Source organism: Kiritimatiellia bacterium, assembly GCA_025054615.1.
Classification (GTDB): Bacteria; Verrucomicrobiota; Kiritimatiellia; order CAIVKH01; family CAIVKH01; genus JANWZO01.
This window is the reverse complement of record JANWZO010000001.1, coordinates 116,799-139,976: the sequence shown is the minus strand read 5'-3', so window position 1 is coordinate 139,976 and position 23,178 is coordinate 116,799. Positions and strand designations below refer to the sequence as shown.

The window sequence follows — 23,178 nt, the reverse complement described above, 5'->3', positions numbered from 1 at the left end:
GGCGTGGACGCCGAGCGAATCAAGGAACGCGCGCTCGAAATCGGTTTCGACGCCGTGGGAATAGCGGCGGCAGGCTCCGCCCCAACGGGGGACCGCTTTCTCGAATGGCTGGCGCACGGGCGGCATGCGGAGATGGCGTGGCTTGCCCGCGACCCCGATCGGCGGATCAACCCATCCCGAGTCCTCCCGTCTGTTAGGTCAATTCTCGTAGTTGGCCTCTCCTATTACGTCGAAGACCCTCCGCCGGAGATGTGGGGTGATCCGCTGCGAGGCCGGATCGCGCGTTATGCCTGGGGCCTCGACTACCACGACGAGATGCTGCCTCGGCTTCGCGAGCTGGCGGCGTGGATCGAGTCTGAGGCTGGGCGTCCGGTCGCCCATCGCGCCTATGTGGACACGGGCCCGATCCTCGAACGATCCTGGGCGGAGCAGGCGGGGGTCGGGTTCATCGGGAAGCACACGCTGGTGATCCACCCGAATTTCGGCTCCTATCTGTTTCTCGGCGAGATTCTTTTGGAACTAGAGCTGGAGCCGGACCTCCCCGGCCAGGAACGGCTTGGCACTTGCGGACGATGCCAACGTTGCCTCGAAATTTGCCCCACACATGCGTTGCCCGCGCCGTACGTGCTCGACAGCCGCCGGTGCATTTCCTATCTGACCATCGAACACCGCGGTTCCATTCCCGTTGAGTTGCGGCCGTTGATGAAAAACTGGATCTACGGCTGTGACGACTGCCAGGCGGTGTGCCCCTGGGTTCGCCGGTTTTCTCGGCCTGGCCGCGCGCGATTCCTTGCGTTTGACCCGGAGAGGTTTGCCCCGCGCCTGACGGACGCAATCACATGGGATGAGGCGGAATTCCGCGCCCGATATCGCGGCACGCCCATTCCGCGGGCGAAACGCCGGGGCTTCGTGAGGAATGTCTGCGTGGCGCTCGGCAATTCGGGCTGCCGCGATGCCATCCCCGCCCTCGAACGGGCAGCCTCGGATCCGGATCCCATCATTGCGGAACACGCCGCCTGGGCGCTTTCGCGGCTCCGCGAATTATGACCGGGGCGCCCCAGCGCCGGGGTCTGTCGCGGGATCCCAGCGCCACGCTATGCCGGCTAGGGCCAACAACCCGATGTTGCGGAAGATATTTATCCACGACATGGCCTCGCCGCCCGACACCGAGAAGCAGCCACAGGTGATGTCAACACCCCGGATAAGGTTCACCGCCATTGCGAAAATGAAGATGAGCAGCAGGGCGGAGCACCACGCGAGCGCACCCGCACGCAGCCGAGGTATGGCAATCAGCGCAAGCGCAGATACGGCTTCCAGCCAGGGCAGATAAATCGCCACGAGATTGACCAGTGCATCGGGAAGAAGGTGATATCGATATACAGCTTCGGCGAACAGTCCCGGGTCCCGGAGTTTGGGCCATGCCGCATAGGCAAATATGGCCGCGACGAACAGTCGGCAGACCACGCCCATCACCTTTTGCCAGCCTTTCAATGGATGGGATGTTGGGTTCATCGCGCGACATCCAGGCCGGCTGCCTGCCATTCGGAAAACCCGCCGAGATAGAGCACGAGATTCGTGTGCCCGTGCTCGCGCAAAAACAGGCCGAGACGAAGGGATTCATCGCAGGTGCGCCCGGAGCAATAGACCACGATCCGTTGGTCGGGCGGCAGAAGGTTGGCGTAATCCGGATAGTACTCAAACCGACGGGCTTCGGGAAAGGGCAGGGCTCCAGGGATGTGGCCGGCTTCGTAGTCTCTGAGCGAGCGCGCGTCAAAAACGATCGTCGAACCCTCCGCCAGCAGGGCGCGCATTTGTTCGGTGTCGGCGAGCATCAACCCGGCGTGCAGCGCGCGGGTCTGGACGCGATCGGACCAGTTTTCCCGCCATGGTATACGAGTCGGCGAGAACACCTGAGCTGCCGTCCCCAGCCCGAGGGTGGCTGCGGCCAGCCACACCATCTGCTGCCATAACGGGAGACGGCAGATCGCCATCTCAACTGCCCGCGCCCTGGACGCGGATGGGCACTTCAATCGGAGCTGCATGGCGCGCGTGAATGCGCAACACGCGGCCATTCATTTCACGGGACGGCACCAGGTTCCTCAATAGCACGCGAATGCCATTCGCCCCGAAGGGTTGCGTCGTCACCATCACGCTGCCGTCCGGAGGTTCGATGCCATCCAATTCAACCGGCGATCCGTCCGCGTTCCGTACCAGCACGAATCGGCTGACAGGATCGGATCCCTCCTGGTCGAACACAATTTCACGAGGCGCGACGATCACTTCCCGAACCACGATGAAGCCCACGGGAATTTCCACCGTCGGCCGTTTCGGATGGTCGGTCTGGACCACCAGCCGGGCGGAAAAAGATCCGCTCTCCAGCGGCTCGGCGAGCTCGACATCGATCCGGTACGCCTTTCGATCTTCTAGCGTTTGCACCGACGCGCGCAGCTTTTCCGATGTGGATTCCACCGAGCGAATCGCGAACTCGGCCCCATCACCGCTGGAAATGATTACGTTTCCGCGGGGCGTGGATCCGGGGGCGACGCGCGGGTCCAAGATTGACTGTGGCGCGACATTCAGCGCCGAGCCGGCCACGCCCCGCATCGTGAGCACGAACTGCGGGCGATCCGGATCGTTCGATTCGATGAGGATGGTCTTCTGTTGCGGTCCGCTGCGTCCCTGCAGGGACAGGCGCGCCGAAATCTTGGATTCACCGCCCGGCGGAATCTGTTGGCTTGAGATGCTTGCGACGGTGCAGCCGCAGGAGGCGTGCACCCGCGTAATCTCCAGTGTCAGTGTTCCCTCGTTGCGGATCGTGAACGTGTGATCGACAACCGTCGATGAGTCCACCGTGCCAAAATCGTATTCGGGTTCATCGCAGACCAGTTTCGGACGATGAGGTATGGCATCCTGCGCGGCGGCAATGGCCATCCACGCGCCGAGGCAAGTGGGCAGGAGAAAATGAAGGCGAATTGAATTCATACGTATTAAGATACAAAATTCCGGATTGCGTTCAATCCGTCGCCGGCAGCGAGGGATGAATGCACGGGAGACGCGAGCCGTCTGGTAGGACAACCCGTCAGTCTGATTGACATGGAAACCGGTGATTTCTCCATGGTGTGGAAATTCCATGGAATGGAAGCTCCTCGAGGTCTATTTTCCATACCATGGAAATCTGTGACCGGATGGTCGACGGCGTATCCTCATTTTTTATTTGGATAATCTATTCAAGCGCCCGGTCGTCGCCACGAACGGTGTGAATAAAGCGCCGCCTTCTTAGGGCTTTTTCTTGCGGCGGATTTTCAGATTGTAGTCGACGAATGCTCGATCCCAGCCGACGTCCCGACCGGCCCGTTCACTTTCAAACCACTTGTGGCGTAGAATGTCCTCCTTGAGGTCTCGCCAGTGGCGGAACAGGGCCGTGTTCTTGGCCCACTCCTCAAATCTGCGGGCCTCGTCCTCATCATGGGTAGGCCGGTGATTGCCCATGCTGCACCCCGTCGAACCCCAAAGATATCGTTACTGCGGGTACGCCCCCTTGTCAAACGGCGCGGGCGATCAGGCCGTGCAGGTAGATGCTTTCCGGAAAGGAGAGCAGGGCGGGGTGGTCCGGCGGCTGGGCGAGCGTTTCCAAAATTTGCACCTCCCGGCCGGCGTCGGTGGCGGCCCAGGCGAGCGCAAGTCGGAGGTTGTCGAGTTTGACCCAGCCCGAGCAGGAAAAGGTCGCAAGGATGCCGCCGGGGCGCAGCAGCTTCAAGGCCAGCAGGTTGATGTCTTTGTAGGCGCGAAGACCCTTTTCGATCTGGCGTTCACTGGCCACAAAGCGGGGTGGATCCAGAATTACAAGGTCGAACGAGCGCGCCTCGTCGCGCAGGCGGCGTAAAAGGGTGGGCGCATCGCCCTCGCGGTACGAGGCGGGCACGTTGAGGCGATTTAGTGCATGATGAGCCTGCGCGCGATCGATGGCAACCCTGGAGGCGTCGATGCCAAGGATTGAGCGCGCTCCGGCGGCGGCAGCGTGGATCTCGAAGGCGCCGGTGTAGCAGTAGACGCTCAGCACATCCGCGTCCCGAGCGAAAGGGGCGACGCGGCGTCGTGATTCGCGCTGGTCGAGGTAAAACCCCGTTTTCTGGCCGCTGACGAGGTCGACGTCGTATTCAAATCCGGACTCGCGGATCCGCGCGACGGCTGGCGCATGAAGACCGGCCGACTCGATGGCGCGCGGATCGAGCCCCTCCCGATCGACCGCATCGGGATCAGCAGAGGCGTAAAAACGGCGAATTCCCGTGCGCGCGGCGAGATGTTCGCGAATGAAGGGCAGCCAAGGCGTCCATGCGGCCGCTCCGATCTGAACGGCCAGTGTGTCCGCGTAGCGGTCAATGATGAGTCCGGAAAGGCCGTCCGATTCCGAAAATATGAGTCGGTAGGCGTTGGTATCGCCGTCGAGGCCGACGGGCCCAAACAGTCGTTCGCGCAGGTCGAGCGCGCGATCGAGCCGGTCCGCAATGAGGTCCTCGCCGATGGGTTCCTCGCGCGAGCGGGTGAGGATCCGTACGGCGAGGGTGGAACGCGGATGCGCCCAGCCCCGAGCGATCCAATCGCCCCGATGCGAATAGACCTCCGCCGGACCGGGGCCTTTGTCCGCGCCGGACCATGCCTCAACCGCGCCGGAGAAGATCCAGGGATGGCCGTGAAGGACGGGGCGCTCGCGATCGGGTTTCAGCCGGATTTCGATCATCGCCGCACTATACCATCTGGCAAGGCGCTCGTCTTGCGGATCAGCGCGACGTGGTTCGGCTGCGCCGGGAGCGCGTGAAGGCGAAAGCGATCAGAAATGCCACTGTGCAAATCAACGCGATCGCAGGCCCGGTCGCGATTCCCGTGTAGTAGGAGATGTACAAGCCGGCCACGCCGGATGCGACCGAGACGGCCGCTGCCACCGCCATGAGGGCCGGCAGGCGGCGCGTAATTAGCGATGCCGCGGCCGCCGGCGTGACCAGGAGGGCAATGATCAGCGCCACGCCGACCGTCTGCAGCCCGAGGACTACCCCGATGGCCAGGAGCGCAAGCAGGAGATAATGGAGCAGGCGCACGGGAAGGCGGAGGGTTGCTGCAAAGAGGGGATCAAAAGTGTACGTGACGAGCTCCTTGTAGAGCAGTGCGACCGTCCCGAGGGCGAGCGCGCCAAATACGGCCATCCGACTAAGGTCGGCGGGCCCGGCGCTGAGAATATTTCCGAACAGGATATGGGTGACATCGGTGGCGTAGCTGCGCGTGGTGGACACCATTGCGATTCCGAGCGCAAACATCCCGGCAAAGATGATGCCAATCGCCGTATCTTCGCGAAGACGTGCTCCGCGGGAGATGGCGCCGATGCCGAACGCGGAGACAAGAGCCGCCCCCAGCGCCCACCAGAACAGCGGTCCGCGGTCGCCGCCATGCAGGAGATAGCCGGCTGCGACGCCGGGCAGAATCGCATGTGACAGGGCATCGCCCATGAAGGCCATGCCCCGGAGCACGACAAAGGTGCCCAGAACCGCGCAGACCACACCCACCAGCGCGGCGGCAGCGAAAGCGCGCTGCATAAACGCGTACTGAAACGGCTCTGCGAGGGCCGACCAAAGGTCGGTCATGGGGAAAGACCTCCGCAGCAAAGCGTGTTGACGACCACCGTTCCATCCGCGGCCCGTATGAGGTGGGCCGCACCGCCAAAAGCCGCCGCGAGGCTTTCAGCCCGGAACACCTTGTCGGGCCGGCCGTCGGCGATGATCCGACGGTTGATGAGCACGACGCGCTCGAAGTGGTCGGAGGCCAGGTCCAGATCGTGCGTGGAAACCAACAGGCACACGCCCTGCCGTGCCGATTCTTGCAGGATCTGCAGAAGGTCGCGGGCCGTTTGGGCATCGAGTCCATTGAATGGTTCGTCGAGCAGCAAAACCGCCGCCTCTTGGGCGAGGGCGCGGGCGATAAACATGCGCTGCTGCTGGCCGCCAGACAACTCGTCGATTCGGCGATCGGCCAAAGGGGTTAATCCGACGAGATCGAGGCAGCGGTCGACCCGCTCGGCGTCGGCCGGTCCGGCCCGACGAAACAATCCGATGTGCCGCAAGCGGCCCATGAACACCACATCGCGAACGGTGGCCGGGAAGTGCCAATCAACGTGGCTCCGCTGCGTGAGGTATGCGATGCAGGCGTGGCGGTCGGGCGGGTGTCCGAAGACGGACACGGCCCCCTCGTCGGGCTCCAGCAGGCCGGCAATCGCGTGGAACAAGGTCGTTTTTCCCGCACCGTTGGGGCCGATGATGGCAACTTGCTCACCGGGCCGTGCGGCAAATGAGACCTTTTCAAGCGCCGTCAGGGTTCCAAATCGAACCGTGAGGTCCCGCGTTTCGACCGCTGGTGCGCCTGAATTGTGCGCGGCATGGCGGAAGATCAACGGCTGACGAACTGGTGTTGTGTTCACGGCCTATCCGCCTGCCAGGCTTTCGCGAGACGCTCAGCGAGCGTGCGCATAAGCCCAATGTACGAATCCGTGCCGCTTCCCGGTGGTCCCAAAGTGTGCGTCCGCACGAGGACGAGGTGCGCGCCGACGTCCTCCGCGACGCGCTGGGCGAGGGCCGGATTCTCGGTCTCCTCGGCAACGATCACCCGCGCGCCGGCCTCGCGCATGGCGTTTTGGAGCGCGGCCAGATCCCGCGCGGAGATTTCGGAAATCGTGGAGATATTGGGCAATATGTGACCGATGACGCGCACGCCGTAGCGTTCTGCAAAATATCCAAACGTGTTATGATCGGTCACCAGGACGCGCTTCTCGGCAGGAATCGGTTCGAAAAGCGAACGAATCTCCTTGTCCAGCTCTGCGAGAGCTTCAACAAACTGTTCGCATCGGCTCGTATAGCCAGCGGCAGCCGCCGGATCGCGCGCGGCGAACGATTCGGCCAGGCGGCGCGCCCAGTGCGCGACCCACTCCGGATCCAGCCATACATGAGGATCAACAGGTCCATGCTCATGAGGATGTTCGTGCCCGTGCTCATGATCATGTTCACAGGCTTCCCCGTGTCCTTCGGGATCATCGCTGGCCGTGCGCGGGACCCGGCCTTCCGAAGCGACCACGAGGCGGCCGGGATCCACTTTTCCGGCTTCAAGGAATTTTTCGAGGAAGATTTCCAATCCCAGTCCGTTGACGACGACGAGGTCTGCCCGTGCGAGGCGCGCAGCATCGCGGGGACCCGGCTCAAAGGCGTGCGGGTCGGCGTCGGCCGGAAACAGAGTTTCCACATTGGCCCGATCTCCCGCGATCACCTTCGCGACGTCAGCGAGGATGGGCGTTGTCGCGACAATACGGAGTCCGGAGGACTGCGCATCAGCGCGCGAAGCGGGCGTGAGTGCGACAGCAGCGGCAACGAGGGCGATTACTAATTGATACATAATTATCAAACAGATTAGGTGGGCGTGTATCTCCGCGCAACCTTTTTCGAATTCATGCGCGATCCGCTAACCGCCGCGCGCGTGGTACAGGGCGACGGCCACGGCGATGCCGAGCAGCATGCCGAAAAAGACCTCGAGCCGCGTGTGGCCGAGCAGTTCCGCGAGTTTTTGGCCCGAGAGATGGTGTTCCTTGAAGAGTTCCTCGACGATCTGGTTCAGAAGCCGCGCCTGTAGGCCGGCCGCTCGGCGGACGCTCTGCGCGTCAAACATCACGATGATCGCAAAACCAGCCGCGATCGCGAATACGGGAGAATCGAATCCCGAATGCAGGCCGGCGGAAGTGGCCAGCGCGCAGGCAAACGCGGAGTGGGCGCTGGGCATCCCGCCCGTGCTTACAAAATATCGGAAATCGAATTCGCGCGTCTTCCGCCAGGCAAGGGCCATTTTGATCGCCTGGGCGATCGCCCAAGCGGCGACACCCGACCAGAGTGGCAGATTACGCCCAAGTTGTGCCCACCACGTATCCATGGTTCGAGTTTACGGCCCCCACCGGCGAGGGGAAACCCCAATTCGGCGCTCGCATTTCGAAATTATGAGGGGTTCGTACCACGGTTTAGGATTTATCCGGGGGACGATGCTAGCCGATGCGCGGCAATACGAGATCCGTTTGGTCGGCAAGCCAAGCCTCGCAGGGATGGACGGCGTGCGCTTGGGGGCATCTTCTTGCTTTCCCTCGTCGAAAACCCCGTGTATGTTCGAATTTTGTAAACATTTCAAATTTCGATTCGAAAGCGGGATATGAAAAATCGAAGTATATCCGACGGACCGCTATCCGCCGCGCCGTCGTTCCCGTCCGCTGCGTGCGAATCGGGTGGGCGCAACGCGGCCAGGACCGCGGGCCGACGGGGCCAAGAGTGGCCGTCTGCTCGGCGAACCGACGCCTTCACGCTGGTGGAGATGCTCGTCGTCGCGGCGATCATTGCGGTCCTTATCGGTATTGTTATCGGCGTCTCCAATTTTTCTAACCGGAAGGCTGCGTTAAGCCGGGCCATCGCCGATATGGAGATGATCAAGGCGGCGTTGGAGGAGTATCGGATACAACATGGCCGATATTTTGGGCCGGCTAGCGGCTCACTTGTGGGGCCGGTGACCAACATCTCGGTATCCGGCGTGACGTTTGCGAGCGCAATGTCGAATTACGTCAAAGACCTCCGACTCGTCGACCCTTGGGGCCAGGGCTACTACTATTCGAATTCGGCGGCGATGCCGTTTGCGTATCGGATTTGGTCGTCCGGCCCGAATCTTACCAACGCCGCGGACGATATCGAGTCGGGGGTGGGCTACTTTTAGAGGACCTCCCGCCGATTTCGATCAACCCTCATAAATATCTAGTGTAATCTAAGATTCGGAGATGGATACCATGAATCGATTCCCACATTGTCGCGGCTTCGGCAACGCGTTCACGCTCATTGAGTTGCTGGTTGTCATTGCCATTATTGGCATCCTAGTGGGGATTCTCATGCCGGCGTTGCAATCATCGATGGAGCGGGCCAGGCGTGCGCGCGTGCAGACCGACGCGAAGAGCATTGAAAATGCCATACGCGCGTACTTTCAGGAATATTCGAAATTGCCTCTGCCCGACAATCATCAGGGGATTGCGGACCGCAATTATCTCGACGCGGACGCGCGGGGCGTCTTTGCGAGGCTGACGACCAACAACCCTCGGAAAATCATTTTTCTCGAGGTTCCCGGCGGCGCGACGGACGGGACCTTCATCGATGCTTGGGGGACTCAATTCGGCGCGGCGATGGACAACAACTATGACGGGCGCATTACGAATACGGGCGGTCCGATGGGTACAAATTCGGTGTTTGCTCCGGGCGTTGCTTTCAGCGCCGGTCCGGACCGCCAGATGAACACGACGGCGGACAACGTGTACTCGTTCCAGTAAGAATGGCGAAAGGATTCCAACGTTCAGAAGGATTTTCGCTCGTCGAGACGGCGCTTGCCTTGCTCGTCGTGAGTATCGGCCTCTCGGCGGTTCTGGCGCTGTTGCCGACGGCAATGGACCAGGGTAAACGCGCATCGGACGAGACCTATGCCGCCTTTTTCGCCGATGCGGTGTTCAACACATATCTGGCTGCGGCGTGGAGCACCAATGTGGCGTGGTCTGACCTTCCGACCTATCGACCCGTTGCGCCGGTGACGATTAGCAATCCATCGTTTGGCACCGACGTTTTCTGGAAATACTCGACTGGATTGGTTGTTCGAGCGGACGGTCAGATCCGCACACAGTTGTTCGTTGCCGCGTCGACCCGAGAGAAGTGGCTGAATGATTCTTCGCCCCCTTTGCCGTACTCGTGGGAGCAATATGATCATGCTTTGAGGTATCGGCTGACGATGACGTCCCCGAGTGCGCGTCGCCGCGTACTGAGTCTTGAGGTTTGGCCGGGCGAATACGGCATAACCAACAACCCGTATCGATTTGTCACAGAAGTCTTCGACCATGGTTTCTAGAACGTCAGGGGGGGAACGAATCCATCAAGGGTGGGCTGAGGGTGCGCAATCCGCTCGAGGTAACCGTGCGGTTGCCGGCTTTACCCTCATCGAAATGCTTGCGTCCGTGGTGATTCTCGTCCTGATTGTGCTGGCCATGGGCCGGATCTATGCCTCGTCCAGCCGCGCGTATCAGGATACGATCAAGCAGGCGGAGCGCGATGCGGCGGCCCGCGCGGTGATGGACTTTCTCGCTCGCGAGATCAGCCAGGCCCTTTTTGAAGCTGCGGCGTATAACACGAACGCGCTGCTGTCGATGCGGTACGAGGCTAACACGACGCCCGACGTATTTGGCCTGGAGGGGGCCGATGAAATCTGGCTGATCTCTGCAAACAATGTGACCGGTTCGGGGCGGCCTCCGCGGGAGTCGGTGATGAGGTGCTACTTCGTAGAGAATTACGAAGGTCTCACAGATGCCCCTCCGAACGCCCCTTATCGCTTCGCGCTCTGGCAGAACTACCGCAACATCACAAACACGGGGGCAGCTTTCCCTTATGCAGGCGGAAGCGGAGGTTTAGATTGGATGGATGGGACCACCGTCCTGCAAAAGCGGCGGGACCATTTGTTGCTCGAAAATGTGCGCACCTTTGAAATTTTTGCGTACGCTGATGAGAGAGGGACTCGCGTCTTCGACTGGGATTCACGGGATACACAGCCCTTGTTCTGCATGGATATTTACCTCGAAACGTTGAGCGAAGCAGATGCGATCCGAGCCGCGCAGTTGGCGGCAACGGTCGGACCTAACCATCCGACGACCGTGCAATTCGTTGAATCGGCCGTACGGCGCCACTATCAGCGAATTTTCTTCCCGAACAAGTTCGGCTACTTTGACCACGCATATCCATGAAAAGCGTGTGTGAGAAACCGTGCGCCGGCAAACAAGGCATGGCCCTTGTTGTGGTGTTGGGCTTCCTCGCTGTCCTTGCTGTGTTGGCGGTCAGCCTGATCGTCACGATGCGGGTCGAGCGCCTGGCGACAAGCTCGTTCGCAGAGACCGTTCGCGCGCGCCAGCTTGTCCATGTGGCGCTTGCCCGCGCCCTCCAAGCCATCGACTCGGACTTGGCCAATAACAGCTTTATGTACCCCCCGTGGGACGTTTTTACGCTGACTGCCGGCACGCCCGCCATTACCAACCCGCTCCCGGACCTGCATTCCCGCCTGTATGTACCCGCATCGCTGACGAATCAGTTGCCGAATGTCCTTCGCATGGAAAATGTCCAGGTCGGCACCACGATTGTGGGGAGGGTCGGATATATCGCGGTCGATATCTCAGGCAAGGTGGATGCGAACCTGGCCGGGACAAGGCCGCGTGGCCGGGGATTAGACGGCCGAGAAATCCAACTGGGGGTTTTGCCGGAGATCCGAAATCTTCAGGCGTTCCTCAATGGCCGGTCCAACGAGTGGCGGCGCTTTGAAAGCACGGCGGAGCTTTACTATCTCGCGGGCGTGTCCGGAAATAGCCTTTTTACCAACCGACCGGTCCAATCGTTTGCAACATTTTCGCGTTTTGGCGCAGATTTTTCAACGAACGGCACTCCCAAAATTTCTCTTGCTGGGGACGCAGCCGCCTTGCAGAGCCGCGAGTCGTCCATTGTCTCGGCATTCAATGCCTGCGGCATACCCAACCCGAATATGGTCTTTTCCAATCTATTGGATTACGTCGATACAGATTCGATCCCTCGCGACCTTGACAGCTTTTGCACCGAAGCTGTGCCGATGGTGAATGAGGTGATTTTTTCCAACTCCGTGACCCGGCAGGTGGTTGGAGGCGTGACGCAGTACACGCACCGACTCTACATGACGGTCGAAACGTGGTTTCCCTTTGGAGACCGGTCGTTTCCAGCCGCACAACTGGTGCCGCAAGGTTCGCCGATCATCAACGTGGTGAATATTAATGTTCCGGAGCTGGCGATTAACCCCTCGGCAGACTTGGTCTCGGCGGTCCCGATGGCGATTCAGCCGCATACCCCGAATTCGTTTCAGCAAACAACGTTTGTCTGGCAGAAACAGACGAACGTTTCGGCCGGACTGCCTGCCACGGTAAATATTCAGGTTGAGGTGAATTCACGCCTCGCCGTGGACCTTCTGGGAAATCGACATGATTCGGCGCGGCTGCCGAACACACGGGTGACGGTTCGCGCGCCACCGCCCGGCAGCAGCGCCAGCCCACAAATTGCAAGCTTGTCCGTAATCGACCCGCGGTTGAATCACGATCCCGCCAACTGGGCCCTCACGGTGGCGTCCGCTGCGACACCGGGCCGGCTGAACAGCAACGCGACTGGGAACGAAGGGCCGTCGATCATGTATGTCCGCGATTTTCCGCTGGACCAGCCTAAACCCGGTCTGGGGGTTGGAAGCGTGGGTGAGCTGGGATTTCTTTCCGTCGGCGAGCCGTGGCGGACCATTGCTTTATACAGAGCGCCGCCCCTCAATCGTCTTCATCCCGTTCTTGACCATTTTACCGCCGCAACCAACCGCTCCGTGCGACGGGCTCTGATCAACGTGAATTCAACGGACACCAATGCTTTGGCAGCCGCATTTTTTGCCCTGCCCCTTGAAAATTATCCGGGCGGCGGCGGAAGCACCGTCACGGTGGCGGCTGCCCGTACCTTGGGCGCTAATGTTTTGAATGAGAACGCAAATCAGGATGTCAACAGGTCGATTTCGCTGATCGGCGCATTCGACATAAACTTTCTCGCGGCTCTCAACGGTCAGCTCGCCTCGCCGGTGTTGACCAATGACGCGATTCGAGAAGCGATCGTGCGGAACGCCGCCGAACTTTTCAGCTATCGTCAGAACATGTTCAATATCTATCTGTTCGCGCAATCGCTCACACCTGCCGGCACAGTCGGGGCCGATGCGCGAGCCATCGCCACTGTTTGGCGAGATCCGGAAGTCGAAGATACGGCCGAGAACGACCCCTGTAGGATTTTACTAAGATTTTTCCGATGGCTGTAATATGCCCATACGCAGCGCTATGCCAGATTTGGGTTCGCCGTTTTGGACCCGACGGTGTAGTATAGATTTTGTGTTGGTGGATTCCCAACGATTGATTTGAGAGTCTGCTAATGGGTGTTCGGTGTCATAATATGAAGCAGCGCGCCGGTTTCACGCTGGCGGAGTTGCTGATTGTCATGGGCATCATAGCCATCATCTTTGCCGTCGCCATTCCGCGGTTCGAAGATATCGGGCGCGGTGGCAAGATGCGCGCCGCTCTCAATGAGTTGCGTTCGACTTTGGGGCTGGCCCGCCAATGGGCGATCGCAAACCGGGAAGACGTCTTCGTCGTTTTGCCCGACGATTTTTCCGCTGTCTACAGTGGGCTGCCGACGAATGAATATGCGAAAGCGCTCCGATCCTATGCTGTGTACACCCGAAATCGGGGCTATATCAAGGATTGGACGTACCTGCCTCTCGGCGTCTATTTCGTGGATAACTACAATTCCGCGCTGGCATCCAATCGGACCGGTGGATGCATCAATCCCTCCCGAAATGTCTTCCGAAGCTCTACGATTTACAGCGGGTCTCAGGCTATCCCATTTCCAACTGCCGGGTCGACGACCAAAAACCTGAATGCTCTTCGATTTTCGCCCCAAGGATGGGCGCAGGAGAATGCCGGTGGAACGTTTGTAGACTTTGATTTTTATCTCGCGGAAGGAGTCGCGCTCGAAGGCCTCGCCGGACGAGTGGTGAACATTGTGTGGAAGGACAACCCGGTAGTCTGGCGGATTGCTGTCAATCCGATGACGGGCGTCCTCCGCACGTATGATTGCAGCCAATTGTAACAAGTGGCGGGGAGGTTCCTTCGCGTCGGTTCTCGCCAGAGCCCCGGCTGTCGGAATCGAACGGGTCAATCAGCGGTCTGACCATTCGCAAAGGTCTTTCTCCAGTGTACTTTAATCAAGTGGTGACCACGATGCGGCGATGCCTGCTAATCCTTGCGATCGGAACGCTGTTGCCAGTCGGGCTTTCTCAGGCTCAGACCTCAATCTACTCGTCGATGACAGTGGCCGGTGAATGGCAGGGTTGGAATCCCGGCGCAAACAACCTCTATTTGATTTCCAATCATGTCTGGGAAGGGGTTTTCTTCATCGGCGATCGGTCGGCCAACCGATTCAAGTTCGTGCCTAACGGCGCATGGGGAACCGACTGGGGCGCCGCCGTGACCTCCTCGATTCCCCTGTATGGTGTCCTGACGGGGACGGCCAATCTCACCAATGTGTTTGGCGCGGATATCACCTTCACAAACGTTATTGAGGGCTATTACCGCTTTCGTTTCCATGAGTTGTCCAAGGTGTACGAGGTCCGCTACTTGACGCCCATGTATGACGGACCCGCCGGCGGCAATCTGATCCGAAACGGAACCTTCGAACTGGCCGACCTCGGTGATAACGGTCTTTCGTTCGCGTGGAATTATCGACCGGCGATGACTTACGGCGGCTGGTGGGGAAACACGGGTCGTCGGGATTGGCGTTATGTGAGTCCCTTCCACCTTCAGTACATCGGACCCGCCTTCGGCGGCATTTGGCAGGACGCCCCGGGAGGACGCGATTTCGATTACGAAGCCTCCGCATGGTTCTGGATGGACGGGTCGAGCAATACGAATTACGGGCCTTGGACCGCCTCTGTGCAGCGACTTAAAATCGAATTCTACGGTCCGCAGTTCGGACCGTTACTTGCAGAATCGTCGACGAACATCCCGTTTGTCGCTGAAAACTGGAATCAGGTTAGATTCCGGGCTGCCGCCCCGTCCAACGCGGCATGGGCGAGGGTGGTCGTAGACGTCAGCGGGGCCGGTCCGAAAGGATCCCTCCAGATCGACGACGTATTCATGCGGCCGGTCCCGCGGCCGGCCCAGTTCTTCTCGAGCTGGACGTTCAATCGAACGGGCACTCTTGTACGAGGAGGGTGGGTCGCCACCAATGCCCACATGGTGGCGCAAACGAACCTCGCGTATGATCCGCCCTCCCTCGCGCTGCGCAACGGCGGATCCATTCGGAGCCCCCGCTTTGACCAGGGAATCGGCCGCGTCTCGTTCGTCTATCGAACAAGCTTCAATGACCCCAACAACGATCCGACAGACAATTTGTCTGCGGAGGTCCGCCTGAGCCCGGATGGCGTGAACTTCAGCGCCGTCGCCTTGCTAATAAATATTGCAAACCAAAATTTTCAGACATTTTCGGTGAATATCAACGATCCGGCCCAAAAGTATCTCGAGGTCCGCGTTCTTGCGGGGACGAATTCCTTGCTTCTGGATAACATCCAAATTTCGGAATCGTCGCCAGACCTTCGATTCCAGGATTTTTCCGCATGGACGAACGCCGCGTGGACCAACGCCGGTTTCCGTGAGTTAAACGGATGGCAGCTAAACACTGGCGCCATGATTTATGCCGGGGCCTTCGTCGCGCCAAGCGCTCGGCTGCCCGGTCGGTCAAACCAGTTTAACTTCATCCGCTCGCCGCTCTTCTCCAATGGATATGGCGAAATATCTTTCCAGTTGGCGAGGGGTTCCCATGGTGGCGCGCCGGCTGAGCTGCACGTCCAGGAGTCCATTGATGGGTCCGTATGGACGACAATTGCCGGAATCTCAAATCTCTCGCACATCTCCTGGGAGCCGTATTCCCTTTACTTTTATCAGACACAACCTAGGTATGTGCGGCTTGTAAATGCCAGCACCTCTACTCCATCCGGCACCTTTTCATCCCTGCTGATCCAGGAAGGGTTTGACAGCGCGCCGACGGCGCCGCCCGGCTGGGTTTTTTCAGGAGTTGGCGTTTATACAACGGCATCCAGCTCTGGTCAGTCACCGCCATCGATTCGTTTCGACGACACAGGGGATTTCATCGAAACGCCTTCGCTGGTGAATCCGACAAATCTTCAATTTTGGATGCGCAACCAGTCGTTGTCGGGCAGTTATCGGTTCGATGTGTTGGGGCTGGTCGGGTCGAGCTGGACAACGGTTCAAACCTTCACCGCGATTTCCGGCGCCGCGACCTACACGATTCCTTTGTCTACGAATCTATCCAAGTTGCGATTCGTCTACACGCTAAAGGCCAGCGGAAACATCGCGCTAGACGACGTCGCGGTTCAGGGCGTCGTTTTTGGGGGGCAGCCACCGCAGGATTTGCTTATCGATGACATCGAAATTGGCATTCCCTTCGAGTCGCGGACGCAGGACTTCGAGGATTGGCCAGAGAAAAGCGGCTACTCAAACGGAGTTCATATCTTCCGAGGCTGGGTCATAACGAATGCCATGGTCCACCCGGATAATGCATATGCGGGGAAAAGCCTGCGCCTAAATGTAGGCGCAGGCAACTTCATCGTTTCTCCCATGCTCCAGGACGGGATCGGCGTTGTCTCGTTCCGATATGCGAAATGGCCTTCCGACACGGCGCCTACGCTGCAGCTTCAGTATTCGACAAACGCCGGGGTCACTTGGATCGTCGTGACCAACATCACCGTCGCGAACGATGCGCCCAGCTATCTTTTGTTCCAGCGCCTCTTGAATGTGCCCGGGCCCGCCTCCGTGCGTATTCTGCATACGGCAGGCGCCGGCCGCGCGCTGATCGACGAAATTTCTATCGGATATCCGCAGCTGCCCGCTGATGTCGCCGTTTCCGGTTACCACACCCCGGCGGCGCCATTTACGAATGACGCGGTGAGACTCTGGGCAGTCGTCTCGCCTGTATATGGCGCCCAGCTCACGAACATGACCGCGTTTTTCCGAGTCGGAACCAATGGCGCCTTCACGCCGCTGGCGATGGCCGTGACGAATTTTTCCGAATATCAGACGACAACGACGCTGGGTCCCTATCCGACCGGTACGGTTGTCCAGTACTTCATCCGAGCGCAATTCAGCGGTCCCGGTTCGGAGGCGACTTCGCCGCGTTTCTTCCCGCCCGGCGGAAGCAACGCGCCCGCCTTCTTTGCGGTGCCTCGCGCGAAACCCGGCCAGGTGTGGATCAATGAAGTCCGACATGCGCCCGATTTCGAGAACGAGTTTATCGAGCTGGCCGGGCCCGCGCTGTTCAACTTGTCGGGCTGGTCCATCGAAATCGTCACGACATCGACGGGATTCCTTGATACGGTCCAATACAAGTACGTCATCCCCGACGGCCACGCGCTCAACACGAACGCGTTTCCGTTCGGATTTTGGGTTCTCGGGACGGACGATGTGCCGAACCGCAACATGACGTTGAACGACCGGATCGGGGCATTCTATTACTTTGGTATTCGCCTGCTAAACGAGGGCGGAGGCCTCGAGCACGCAATCAGCATAGGCGGCCCGATTTCGGGCTTCAGCCAAGTCCCCGTCTACGACGATGGGTGGGATCAGTTCGAAAGCATCGGCTTGACGGGAATGGCCACGAACTACGCTGGTTTTGCATGGACCAACTTCCCCGGCGGCCGGACGCCGGGATATGCCAACATCAATCAGACTTTCGGCTCTACGCCTCCGACAAACCTGCCCCCGCCGGACGCCTGGATCCAACGGATTATCCTGGGGACGAATATCACGGTCATCGCCGCGGGCAATTCCAACGCCTGGAATGTGGCGCCGTTCTTCACAACGTCGCTGGAACCCGCCGTCTGGACTCCGATCACGCCTTACAACGTGACGTTCTCGGGCGGCACGAACACGATTTGGTTCTCGCTCCCTGCGCAAACCAACTGGTTCCTGCGCCTCCGATACACGCATCCATGACGATGCTCCATGCGCGTTGCTTTTCCCGTTGAAGCTCGCCTTTCGTCTAAGGGAAACCGAGTGCCGGCCTGCCTGGCGTTCGGAGTCGGGGCGCGGGTGCGGGCTGCTTTTTTGGGGATCTCGCTTTGCGCATCCATCGTCGTGCCGGCCATCGCCGCGCCGGACCCTTCCATCTATAAATGGAGGGCGCCGATCCTTGAGCCGGTGGTCAGCGGTTCTCTGTACCGTGCGATGGTGCCGCTCCATCTGTTCGACGGCAGCCGCGCCTTTCCGGCCGATCTCCGGCTGATCGACGAAAACGGCGAAGATGTCCCGTTTTTCATCGATTTCGAGTCGGGCCTGAACGAACTCATTGATCTGCCGCTGCGGGCGGTCAACTTGCCGGAAGAGACGCCGCCCGATTTGGACGACCAGGCGACATATTGGGAGGTCGGAACTCCCGGTGCGCCGCTTCATCATCTGCTGCTCGAATTGGACGGCCCGGCTGCCAGGGCTGCAATCCGCGTTTATGGCCGGAAAACTCTGACGAACAACTGGCGGCTGATAACGGAAACCAACTGGTCAAATCTTGAACACGGCGCCTGGCCGCCAGTCGGCTTGGGGGACGCGGCCGTCCGATACCTGAAGCTGCATCTCGAGACGTCTGAGGGGGGAGAGCAGCCGGCGCTCGAAGCGATTCGCGCGCAGACACATGTCCACTATCTGTACTTCCAGCCGTCGCGCAACGGCCGCCTGTGGGTTTATTACGGATCGGATGCTCCAGGTTTCCCGATCCATGATCTGAAGCATCGACTGTCGAAGGGCCAGCTTGCCGCGGCGCTTCACTCGGCGATCGGGCCGCGGGAGGAAAATCCGCATCGGGTTGGCGCTGACTTGCGCGAATACGCCCAGCTTCTCCTTCTGACAACTCTGGCGATCTGCGCGGTCCTTGCCGCAGGGCTCCTCCTCAAACGCATGCGCCCGAATTGAGCCACTGCAATCCGGCCGGCGGGCAGGTCATCGGAGTTTGGTGCGCGGGCCGGCTTGCCAACCGGCCGTGCCGCAGTACACTCCTGCGCTCCCCATGAGTACCCAGCGCTACAGGAACGTGGCCATCATCGCACATGTTGACCATGGCAAAACCACGCTGGTCGACCAGTTATTGCGTGCTGGCGGCGCGTTCTCCGAACGGGAAGAGGTCGAGGAGCGCGCAATGGATTCTCTGGAGCTGGAGCGTGAGAAGGGGATTACCATCCGCGCGAAAAATGCGTCCATTCATTGGCGGAACTACACGATCAACCTCGTCGACACGCCCGGCCATGCCGATTTCGGTGGGGAAGTCGAGCGCATCATGAAGATGGTGGATGGCGTGTTGCTCCTCGTCGACGCGGTCGATGGCCCGCAGGCGCAGACCCGGTTCGTTCTGCAAAAGGCCCTGCACCACGGCCTCAAACCCATCGTGGTTATCAACAAAATCGACCGTGAACATGCGGACCCGCACCGTGTTCATGACCAGGTTCTGGAGCTGCTCTTGGACCTACACGCCAATGAGGAGCAGTTCAATTGCCCCTTTATCTATGCAAGCGCCCGTGATGGGTATGCCCTGAAGTCCCTCGACGATCCCCGTGTCGGCATGGCGCCGCTGCTGGATGCCATCGTTGAGCACATTCCACCGCCGCCTGGCGACCCGCTGGCGCCGTTTCTTATGCTAATCAGCAACCTTGATTGGAACGATTACGTAGGTCGGATCGCGATCGGCCGTATCCTTTCAGGTACGGTTCGCGCCGGCGACTCGATCGTCTGCATCCACAAGGACGGCCGGCGCGAGCGCGCGACCGTCACCAAAGTCTTTGAATTCAGCGGAATCCGAACTTCCGAATCTGTGATTGGCGAGGCCGGCAACATCGTCGGGATTGCAGGGTTCGAGGAGTTGGAAATCGGCGAGACCCTTTGCGATCGGGAGGACCGCGAACCGCTGCCGTTTGTTGAGATCGACCCGCCGACCGTCCAAATGCAAATTTGTGTCAATGACGGGCCCCTGGCCGGCCGGGAGGGGAAGTACCTCACCTCCCGCCAGCTCCGCGAGCGGCTATATCGCGAAACGCGCACGAACATTTCGCTGAAGGTCGAAGACACAGACGCTCCCAATGTCTTCCTGGTCAGCGCGCGCGGCGAGCTGCAGATCGCCATTCTCGCGGAGCAGATGCGCCGGGAAGGATTCGAGCTTCTGGTATCGCGGCCAGAGGTCATCTTGCGGCGTGGCCCCGACGGCAAAAAGCTGGAGCCCTATGAAACGCTTTGGGTCGACACCCCCCAGGATCGACTCGGGGACATTCTTCAAAATCTTGCTGGCCGGCGGGCCCAGATTGCCAACATGCACCACCACGGCGACCGCGTTCAAATCGAAGCGACCATCCCGACCCGCGGCCTGATCGGATTTGAAACCGATCTCGTCAATCTCACCGGCGGGCGGGCCGTCATGAGCCACCTCTTCAAGGAATACGGCCCGCATTGCGGGCCCATTCAGGGCCGCCTGACCGGCACGCTGGTTTCCATGGACAACGGTGTCGCCACCGCCTACGCCTTGGATTCGCTCCAGGAGCGCGGGCGGCTGTTTATCAAGCCCGGGGACCTGGTCTACGAGGGAATGATTGTCGGAGAAAACCCGCGTGCGGAAGACATCGCCGTCAATCCCACGAAGGAAAAGCACCTGACCAACATTCGCAGCCACGGCGAGGGCAAGGGCATCATGCTGGAACCACCCCGAGTTTTTTCGCTGGAGCACGCGATCGAATACATCGCGGCGGATGAATACGTCGAAGCCACCCCCAAAAGCATCCGGCTGCGCAAGAAAATCCTCAACGCCACCCAGCGGAAGCGAGCTGCCCAGCGCGCCGAAGAGCCCGATTGAACCGCGCCAACGGCGCTTCATACGGACGCGGCGAGCGGCCACATCGAAGAGGTCTTGCCAGCGGGCCGATATTGATTAGAGTCCCCTTTGGTCGTCCTCCCTGTGCAGGGCGCCGGGTTGGCGCATTCCATAGGAGGCAAAGACAACGGTTTCGATTCGGAGAATGCCCATGCCTGCAAAGAAAGAAAAATTAGTCGGCAACATGATCATCGCCCAGAGCGGCGGCCCCACCGTCGTCATCAACCAGAGCCTCGTCGGCGCGATCCTCGAGGCGAAGAAACACAAAGAAATCAAAAAAATCTACGGATCTTTGCACGGTCTGAAAGGGATTTTGGACGAGAATCTGATCGACCTCGGTCGGGAATCGAGGGAGACGCTGGAACTGGTCGCGCAAACGCCTTCATCCGCCCTAGGGTCCGTCCGCAAGAAACCGACGCCCGAGGATTGCCAAAAGGTCTTCGAAGTTCTGCAGAAATACGATGTGCGCTATTTCTTCTACATCGGCGGAAATGATAGTGCCGAGACCACGCACATCATCAACGAGGCTGCGCTCGCGGCAGGCTTCAAGATGAAGTGCTTCCATATTTGCAAGACAATCGACAATGACCTGCGCGAAAACGATCACACCCCCGGCTTCGGCAGCGCGGCCAAGTTCGTCGCGCAGGCCTTCATGGGCGACAACTTGGACAACCGCGCGCTCCCGGGCGTGAAAATCAACGTGGTCATGGGCCGCCACGCGGGATTCCTCACGGCCGCATCCGCGCTGGCCCGGCAGTATCCGGATGACGGCCCCCATCTTATCTACCTGCCCGAACGTCCCTTCTCGATGGAAAAATTCGTCGCGGACGTGAAGGCCGTCTATGAGAAGCTCGGTCGATGCGTCGTGGCCGTCTCCGAGGGCATCGCGGACGAGAACGGCGAGCCGATCGCGTCGAAGTTCATCAAGGAGGTGGACAGCCACGGCAACGTTCAGCTTTCCGGCTCCGGAGCGTTGGGGGACCTGCTGGCGAAGGAAATTCGGGAGAAAGCCCAAATCAGCCGCGTCCGCGCCGACACGTTCGGCTATTTGCAGCGGTCCTTCGTCGGTGTGGTCAGTCCCGTCGATGCGAAGGAGGCCCGGATGGTCGGCGTGGCTGCAGTCAAATTCGCCTGCGGCGGCGAATTTGACAGCGGATCCACGGCCATCAAACGGGCGCCGGGCAAGACCTATAAGACATGGGTTGAGCGCGTCGAGCTGAAGGCGGTGGCGAAAGAAACACGGCACATGCCGGATGAATGGATCAATGCAGACGCGAACGATGTAACACCCGCCTTCATCAAATATGTCGCGCCCATCGTTGGTCCGCTTCCCAAGATCGGGCGGCTCAAGGGTTACAAGGTGGCGAAGGCTTGAGTTTGTCCGCGGTGCGCTGTCTCCGCGGCGGTCTCACGCGACCTCCCTGTGGCGACGTATCGGTCAGCGCGGAGGTCCCGACTGACCGCTCGGCTAGAGGAGGATGAAATACCTGGATGAATATCGCGATGCGGCGGGGGCAAAAAAATTGGCCGCCCAATTGCGCCGGGTCGCCACGCGCCCGTGGACCTTGATGGAGGTCTGCGGCGGCCAGACGCACGCAATCATCAAATTTGGCATCGACGAACTTCTGCCGCCGGGCATCGAACTCGTCCATGGGCCCGGTTGCCCCGTGTGTGTCACCCCTGTTGAGATTATCGACAAAGCCATTGAGATCGCGCGGCGCCGAGGGGTCATTTTTTGTTCGTTCGGCGATATGTTGCGCGTTCCGGGATCAAACGGGGATCTGCTGTCGGCGAAAGCGGACGGGCATGACGTGCGCATCGTGTATTCGCCTTTGGATGCGGTACGCCTGGCCGCGGCGAATCCGGACCGGGAGGTGGTCTTTTTTGCAGTGGGGTTTGAGACGACGGCGCCGGCGAATGCCATGGCGGTTGCGCAGGCCCACCAGCGCGGATTGAAAAACTTCTCGCTGCTGGTCTCTCATGTCCTGGTACCCCCGGCGATCGAATCGCTGATGGCGTCGCAGCGGTCGCGCGTTCAGGCGTTTTTGGCCGCCGGGCACGTTTGCACGATCATGGGCGTCGAGGAATACAAGCCTCTCGCCGAGCGTTTCCGTGTGCCGATTGTCGTTACCGGATTTGAACCGCTCGACATCCTTCAGGGGGTCCTGATGGCCGTGACTCAACTCGAGGAGGGCCGCGCCGAGGTCGAGAACCAGTACGCCCGCTCGGTTCGACCGGAGGGCAACCGGCCGGCGCAGGCGTTGATCCGCGAGATTTTCGAGGTGGCGGATCGAAAGTGGCGGGGCATCGGTGAGATTCCGCGGAGCGGTCTGCGGCTTCGGGAGCCTTATCGCATGTATGACGCGGAGTCAAAGTTCGGGGTCGCCTCTATCACGCGCGAAGAGGCGACGGAGTGCATCAGCGGATTAATCATGCAGGGGCTAAAAAAGCCGCTGGATTGCCCCGCGTTTGGCACGCGGTGTACTCCGGAAACCCCGCTCGGGGCCACGATGGTTTCTTCGGAGGGAGCCTGCGCGGCGTACTATCGATACCGCCGTGCGGTAAATTCGACCACTTGATG

The 23,178-nt window shown here is 60.0% G+C and carries 20 protein-coding genes and 1 pseudogene; 12 read left to right on the top strand and 9 right to left on the bottom strand.

Going from position 1 to position 23,178, the window contains the following annotated elements; translation table 11 throughout:
- Positions 1-3: 3 nt before the first annotated feature.
- A complete protein-coding gene (queG, locus tag NZ740_00675) occupies positions 4-1,047 on the top strand; it encodes a tRNA epoxyqueuosine(34) reductase QueG (GenBank protein MCS6770522.1) in 1,044 nt (347 codons plus the stop codon).
- Here queG and NZ740_00670 read toward each other — a convergent pair.
- From NZ740_00670 to NZ740_00630, 9 genes are all read right to left on the bottom strand, one after another.
- Positions 1,042-1,512 (bottom strand): DoxX family protein, encoded by a 471-nt coding sequence (locus tag NZ740_00670; GenBank protein ID MCS6770521.1) that lies wholly within the window; start codon positions 1,510-1,512, stop codon positions 1,042-1,044. The two genes, queG and NZ740_00670, sit on opposite strands and share 6 nt — an antisense overlap.
- Complete coding sequence (locus tag NZ740_00665) at positions 1,509-1,991, bottom strand: rhodanese-like domain-containing protein (GenBank protein ID MCS6770520.1); 483 nt, start codon at positions 1,989-1,991, stop codon at positions 1,509-1,511. Before NZ740_00665 ends, NZ740_00670 begins: the two co-directional genes overlap by 4 nt.
- Position 1,992: 1 nt before the next feature.
- Entirely contained in the window at positions 1,993-2,982 is a 990-nt protein-coding gene (locus NZ740_00660; protein ID MCS6770519.1) for a DUF1573 domain-containing protein, read from the bottom strand.
- Between the two features lie 294 nt (positions 2,983-3,276).
- On the bottom strand, positions 3,277-3,489 hold the full coding sequence (locus NZ740_00655) for a DUF4032 domain-containing protein (GenBank protein MCS6770518.1): 213 nt from the start codon (positions 3,487-3,489) through the stop codon (positions 3,277-3,279).
- A 52-nt stretch (positions 3,490-3,541) separates the two neighbouring features.
- Positions 3,542-4,738 (bottom strand): class I SAM-dependent rRNA methyltransferase, encoded by a 1,197-nt coding sequence (locus NZ740_00650; protein ID MCS6770517.1) that lies wholly within the window; start codon positions 4,736-4,738, stop codon positions 3,542-3,544.
- A 40-nt stretch (positions 4,739-4,778) separates the two neighbouring features.
- Complete coding sequence (locus tag NZ740_00645; GenBank protein MCS6770516.1) at positions 4,779-5,633, bottom strand: metal ABC transporter permease; 855 nt, start codon at positions 5,631-5,633, stop codon at positions 4,779-4,781.
- Positions 5,630-6,463, bottom strand: a complete 834-nt coding sequence (locus NZ740_00640; protein ID MCS6770515.1) for a metal ABC transporter ATP-binding protein — start codon at positions 6,461-6,463, stop codon at positions 5,630-5,632. Before NZ740_00640 ends, NZ740_00645 begins: the two co-directional genes overlap by 4 nt.
- Complete coding sequence (locus NZ740_00635) at positions 6,460-7,428, bottom strand: metal ABC transporter substrate-binding protein (protein ID MCS6770514.1); 969 nt, start codon at positions 7,426-7,428, stop codon at positions 6,460-6,462. The genes NZ740_00640 and NZ740_00635 overlap by 4 nt, the downstream gene beginning before the upstream one ends.
- A 66-nt stretch (positions 7,429-7,494) precedes the next feature.
- Positions 7,495-7,956: a divergent PAP2 family protein gene (locus tag NZ740_00630; protein ID MCS6770513.1), complete on the bottom strand. Its 462-nt coding sequence runs from the start codon at positions 7,954-7,956 to the stop codon at positions 7,495-7,497.
- Between the two features lie 270 nt (positions 7,957-8,226).
- Here NZ740_00630 and NZ740_00625 point away from each other — a divergent pair, with 270 nt between their 5' ends.
- The 11 genes and pseudogenes from NZ740_00625 (at position 8,227) to hypD (ending at position 23,176) form a co-directional block, all read left to right on the top strand.
- Positions 8,227-8,778, top strand: a complete 552-nt coding sequence (locus NZ740_00625; GenBank protein ID MCS6770512.1) for a type II secretion system GspH family protein — start codon at positions 8,227-8,229, stop codon at positions 8,776-8,778.
- Between the two features lie 61 nt (positions 8,779-8,839).
- Positions 8,840-8,986, top strand: a pseudogene (locus NZ740_00620) (prepilin-type N-terminal cleavage/methylation domain-containing protein).
- A gap of 395 nt (positions 8,987-9,381) precedes the next feature.
- A complete protein-coding gene (locus NZ740_00615) occupies positions 9,382-9,945 on the top strand; it encodes a hypothetical protein (GenBank protein MCS6770511.1) in 564 nt (187 codons plus the stop codon).
- On the top strand, positions 9,935-10,831 hold the full coding sequence (locus NZ740_00610) for a prepilin-type N-terminal cleavage/methylation domain-containing protein (protein MCS6770510.1): 897 nt from the start codon (positions 9,935-9,937) through the stop codon (positions 10,829-10,831). Before NZ740_00615 ends, NZ740_00610 begins: the two co-directional genes overlap by 11 nt.
- Complete coding sequence (locus tag NZ740_00605) at positions 10,828-12,942, top strand: hypothetical protein (GenBank protein MCS6770509.1); 2,115 nt, start codon at positions 10,828-10,830, stop codon at positions 12,940-12,942. Before NZ740_00610 ends, NZ740_00605 begins: the two co-directional genes overlap by 4 nt.
- A 131-nt stretch (positions 12,943-13,073) precedes the next feature.
- Positions 13,074-13,769, top strand: coding sequence for a GspH/FimT family pseudopilin (locus NZ740_00600; GenBank protein MCS6770508.1), 696 nt, complete (start codon positions 13,074-13,076; stop codon positions 13,767-13,769).
- 131 nt (positions 13,770-13,900) lie between these two features.
- Positions 13,901-17,689 (top strand): hypothetical protein, encoded by a 3,789-nt coding sequence (locus NZ740_00595; protein MCS6770507.1) that lies wholly within the window; start codon positions 13,901-13,903, stop codon positions 17,687-17,689.
- Between the two features lie 9 nt (positions 17,690-17,698).
- On the top strand, positions 17,699-18,658 hold the full coding sequence (locus tag NZ740_00590; protein MCS6770506.1) for a DUF3999 domain-containing protein: 960 nt from the start codon (positions 17,699-17,701) through the stop codon (positions 18,656-18,658).
- A gap of 94 nt (positions 18,659-18,752) precedes the next feature.
- Positions 18,753-20,579, top strand: coding sequence for a translational GTPase TypA (gene typA, locus NZ740_00585; GenBank protein ID MCS6770505.1), 1,827 nt, complete (start codon positions 18,753-18,755; stop codon positions 20,577-20,579).
- A gap of 169 nt (positions 20,580-20,748) precedes the next feature.
- Positions 20,749-21,972, top strand: a complete 1,224-nt coding sequence (locus tag NZ740_00580) for a 6-phosphofructokinase (protein ID MCS6770504.1) — start codon at positions 20,749-20,751, stop codon at positions 21,970-21,972.
- A 103-nt stretch (positions 21,973-22,075) separates the two neighbouring features.
- Positions 22,076-23,176 carry a hydrogenase formation protein HypD gene (gene hypD, locus NZ740_00575; GenBank protein MCS6770503.1) on the top strand — a complete coding sequence of 367 codons (1,101 nt, stop codon included), beginning with the start codon at positions 22,076-22,078 and terminating at the stop codon, positions 23,174-23,176.
- Positions 23,177-23,178: the final 2 nt, after the last annotated feature.

Bases quoted from the DNA above. Each gene is read 5' to 3' on its own strand.
- NZ740_00625 (MCS6770512.1), top strand. From the start codon at position 8,227: ATGAAAAATCGAAGTATATCCGACGGACCGCTATCCGCCGCGCCGTCG.
- NZ740_00590 (MCS6770506.1), top strand. From the start codon at position 17,699: ATGCGCGTTGCTTTTCCCGTTGAAGCTCGCCTTTCGTCTAAGGGAAAC.
- NZ740_00580 (MCS6770504.1), top strand. From the start codon at position 20,749: ATGCCTGCAAAGAAAGAAAAATTAGTCGGCAACATGATCATCGCCCAG.
- NZ740_00660 (MCS6770519.1), bottom strand. From the start codon at position 2,982: ATGAATTCAATTCGCCTTCATTTTCTCCTGCCCACTTGCCTCGGCGCG.
- NZ740_00635 (MCS6770514.1), bottom strand. From the start codon at position 7,428: ATGTATCAATTAGTAATCGCCCTCGTTGCCGCTGCTGTCGCACTCACG.
- typA (MCS6770505.1), top strand. From the start codon at position 18,753: ATGAGTACCCAGCGCTACAGGAACGTGGCCATCATCGCACATGTTGAC.
- NZ740_00605 (MCS6770509.1), top strand. From the start codon at position 10,828: ATGAAAAGCGTGTGTGAGAAACCGTGCGCCGGCAAACAAGGCATGGCC.
- NZ740_00600 (MCS6770508.1), top strand. From the start codon at position 13,074: ATGAAGCAGCGCGCCGGTTTCACGCTGGCGGAGTTGCTGATTGTCATG.
- NZ740_00655 (MCS6770518.1), bottom strand. From the start codon at position 3,489: ATGGGCAATCACCGGCCTACCCATGATGAGGACGAGGCCCGCAGATTT.
- NZ740_00650 (MCS6770517.1), bottom strand. From the start codon at position 4,738: ATGATCGAAATCCGGCTGAAACCCGATCGCGAGCGCCCCGTCCTTCAC.
- NZ740_00595 (MCS6770507.1), top strand. From the start codon at position 13,901: ATGCGGCGATGCCTGCTAATCCTTGCGATCGGAACGCTGTTGCCAGTC.
- NZ740_00665 (MCS6770520.1), bottom strand. From the start codon at position 1,991: ATGGCGATCTGCCGTCTCCCGTTATGGCAGCAGATGGTGTGGCTGGCC.
- hypD (MCS6770503.1), top strand. From the start codon at position 22,076: ATGAAATACCTGGATGAATATCGCGATGCGGCGGGGGCAAAAAAATTG.
- NZ740_00615 (MCS6770511.1), top strand. From the start codon at position 9,382: ATGGCGAAAGGATTCCAACGTTCAGAAGGATTTTCGCTCGTCGAGACG.
- NZ740_00630 (MCS6770513.1), bottom strand. From the start codon at position 7,956: ATGGATACGTGGTGGGCACAACTTGGGCGTAATCTGCCACTCTGGTCG.
- NZ740_00645 (MCS6770516.1), bottom strand. From the start codon at position 5,633: ATGACCGACCTTTGGTCGGCCCTCGCAGAGCCGTTTCAGTACGCGTTT.
- NZ740_00670 (MCS6770521.1), bottom strand. From the start codon at position 1,512: ATGAACCCAACATCCCATCCATTGAAAGGCTGGCAAAAGGTGATGGGC.
- NZ740_00610 (MCS6770510.1), top strand. From the start codon at position 9,935: ATGGTTTCTAGAACGTCAGGGGGGGAACGAATCCATCAAGGGTGGGCT.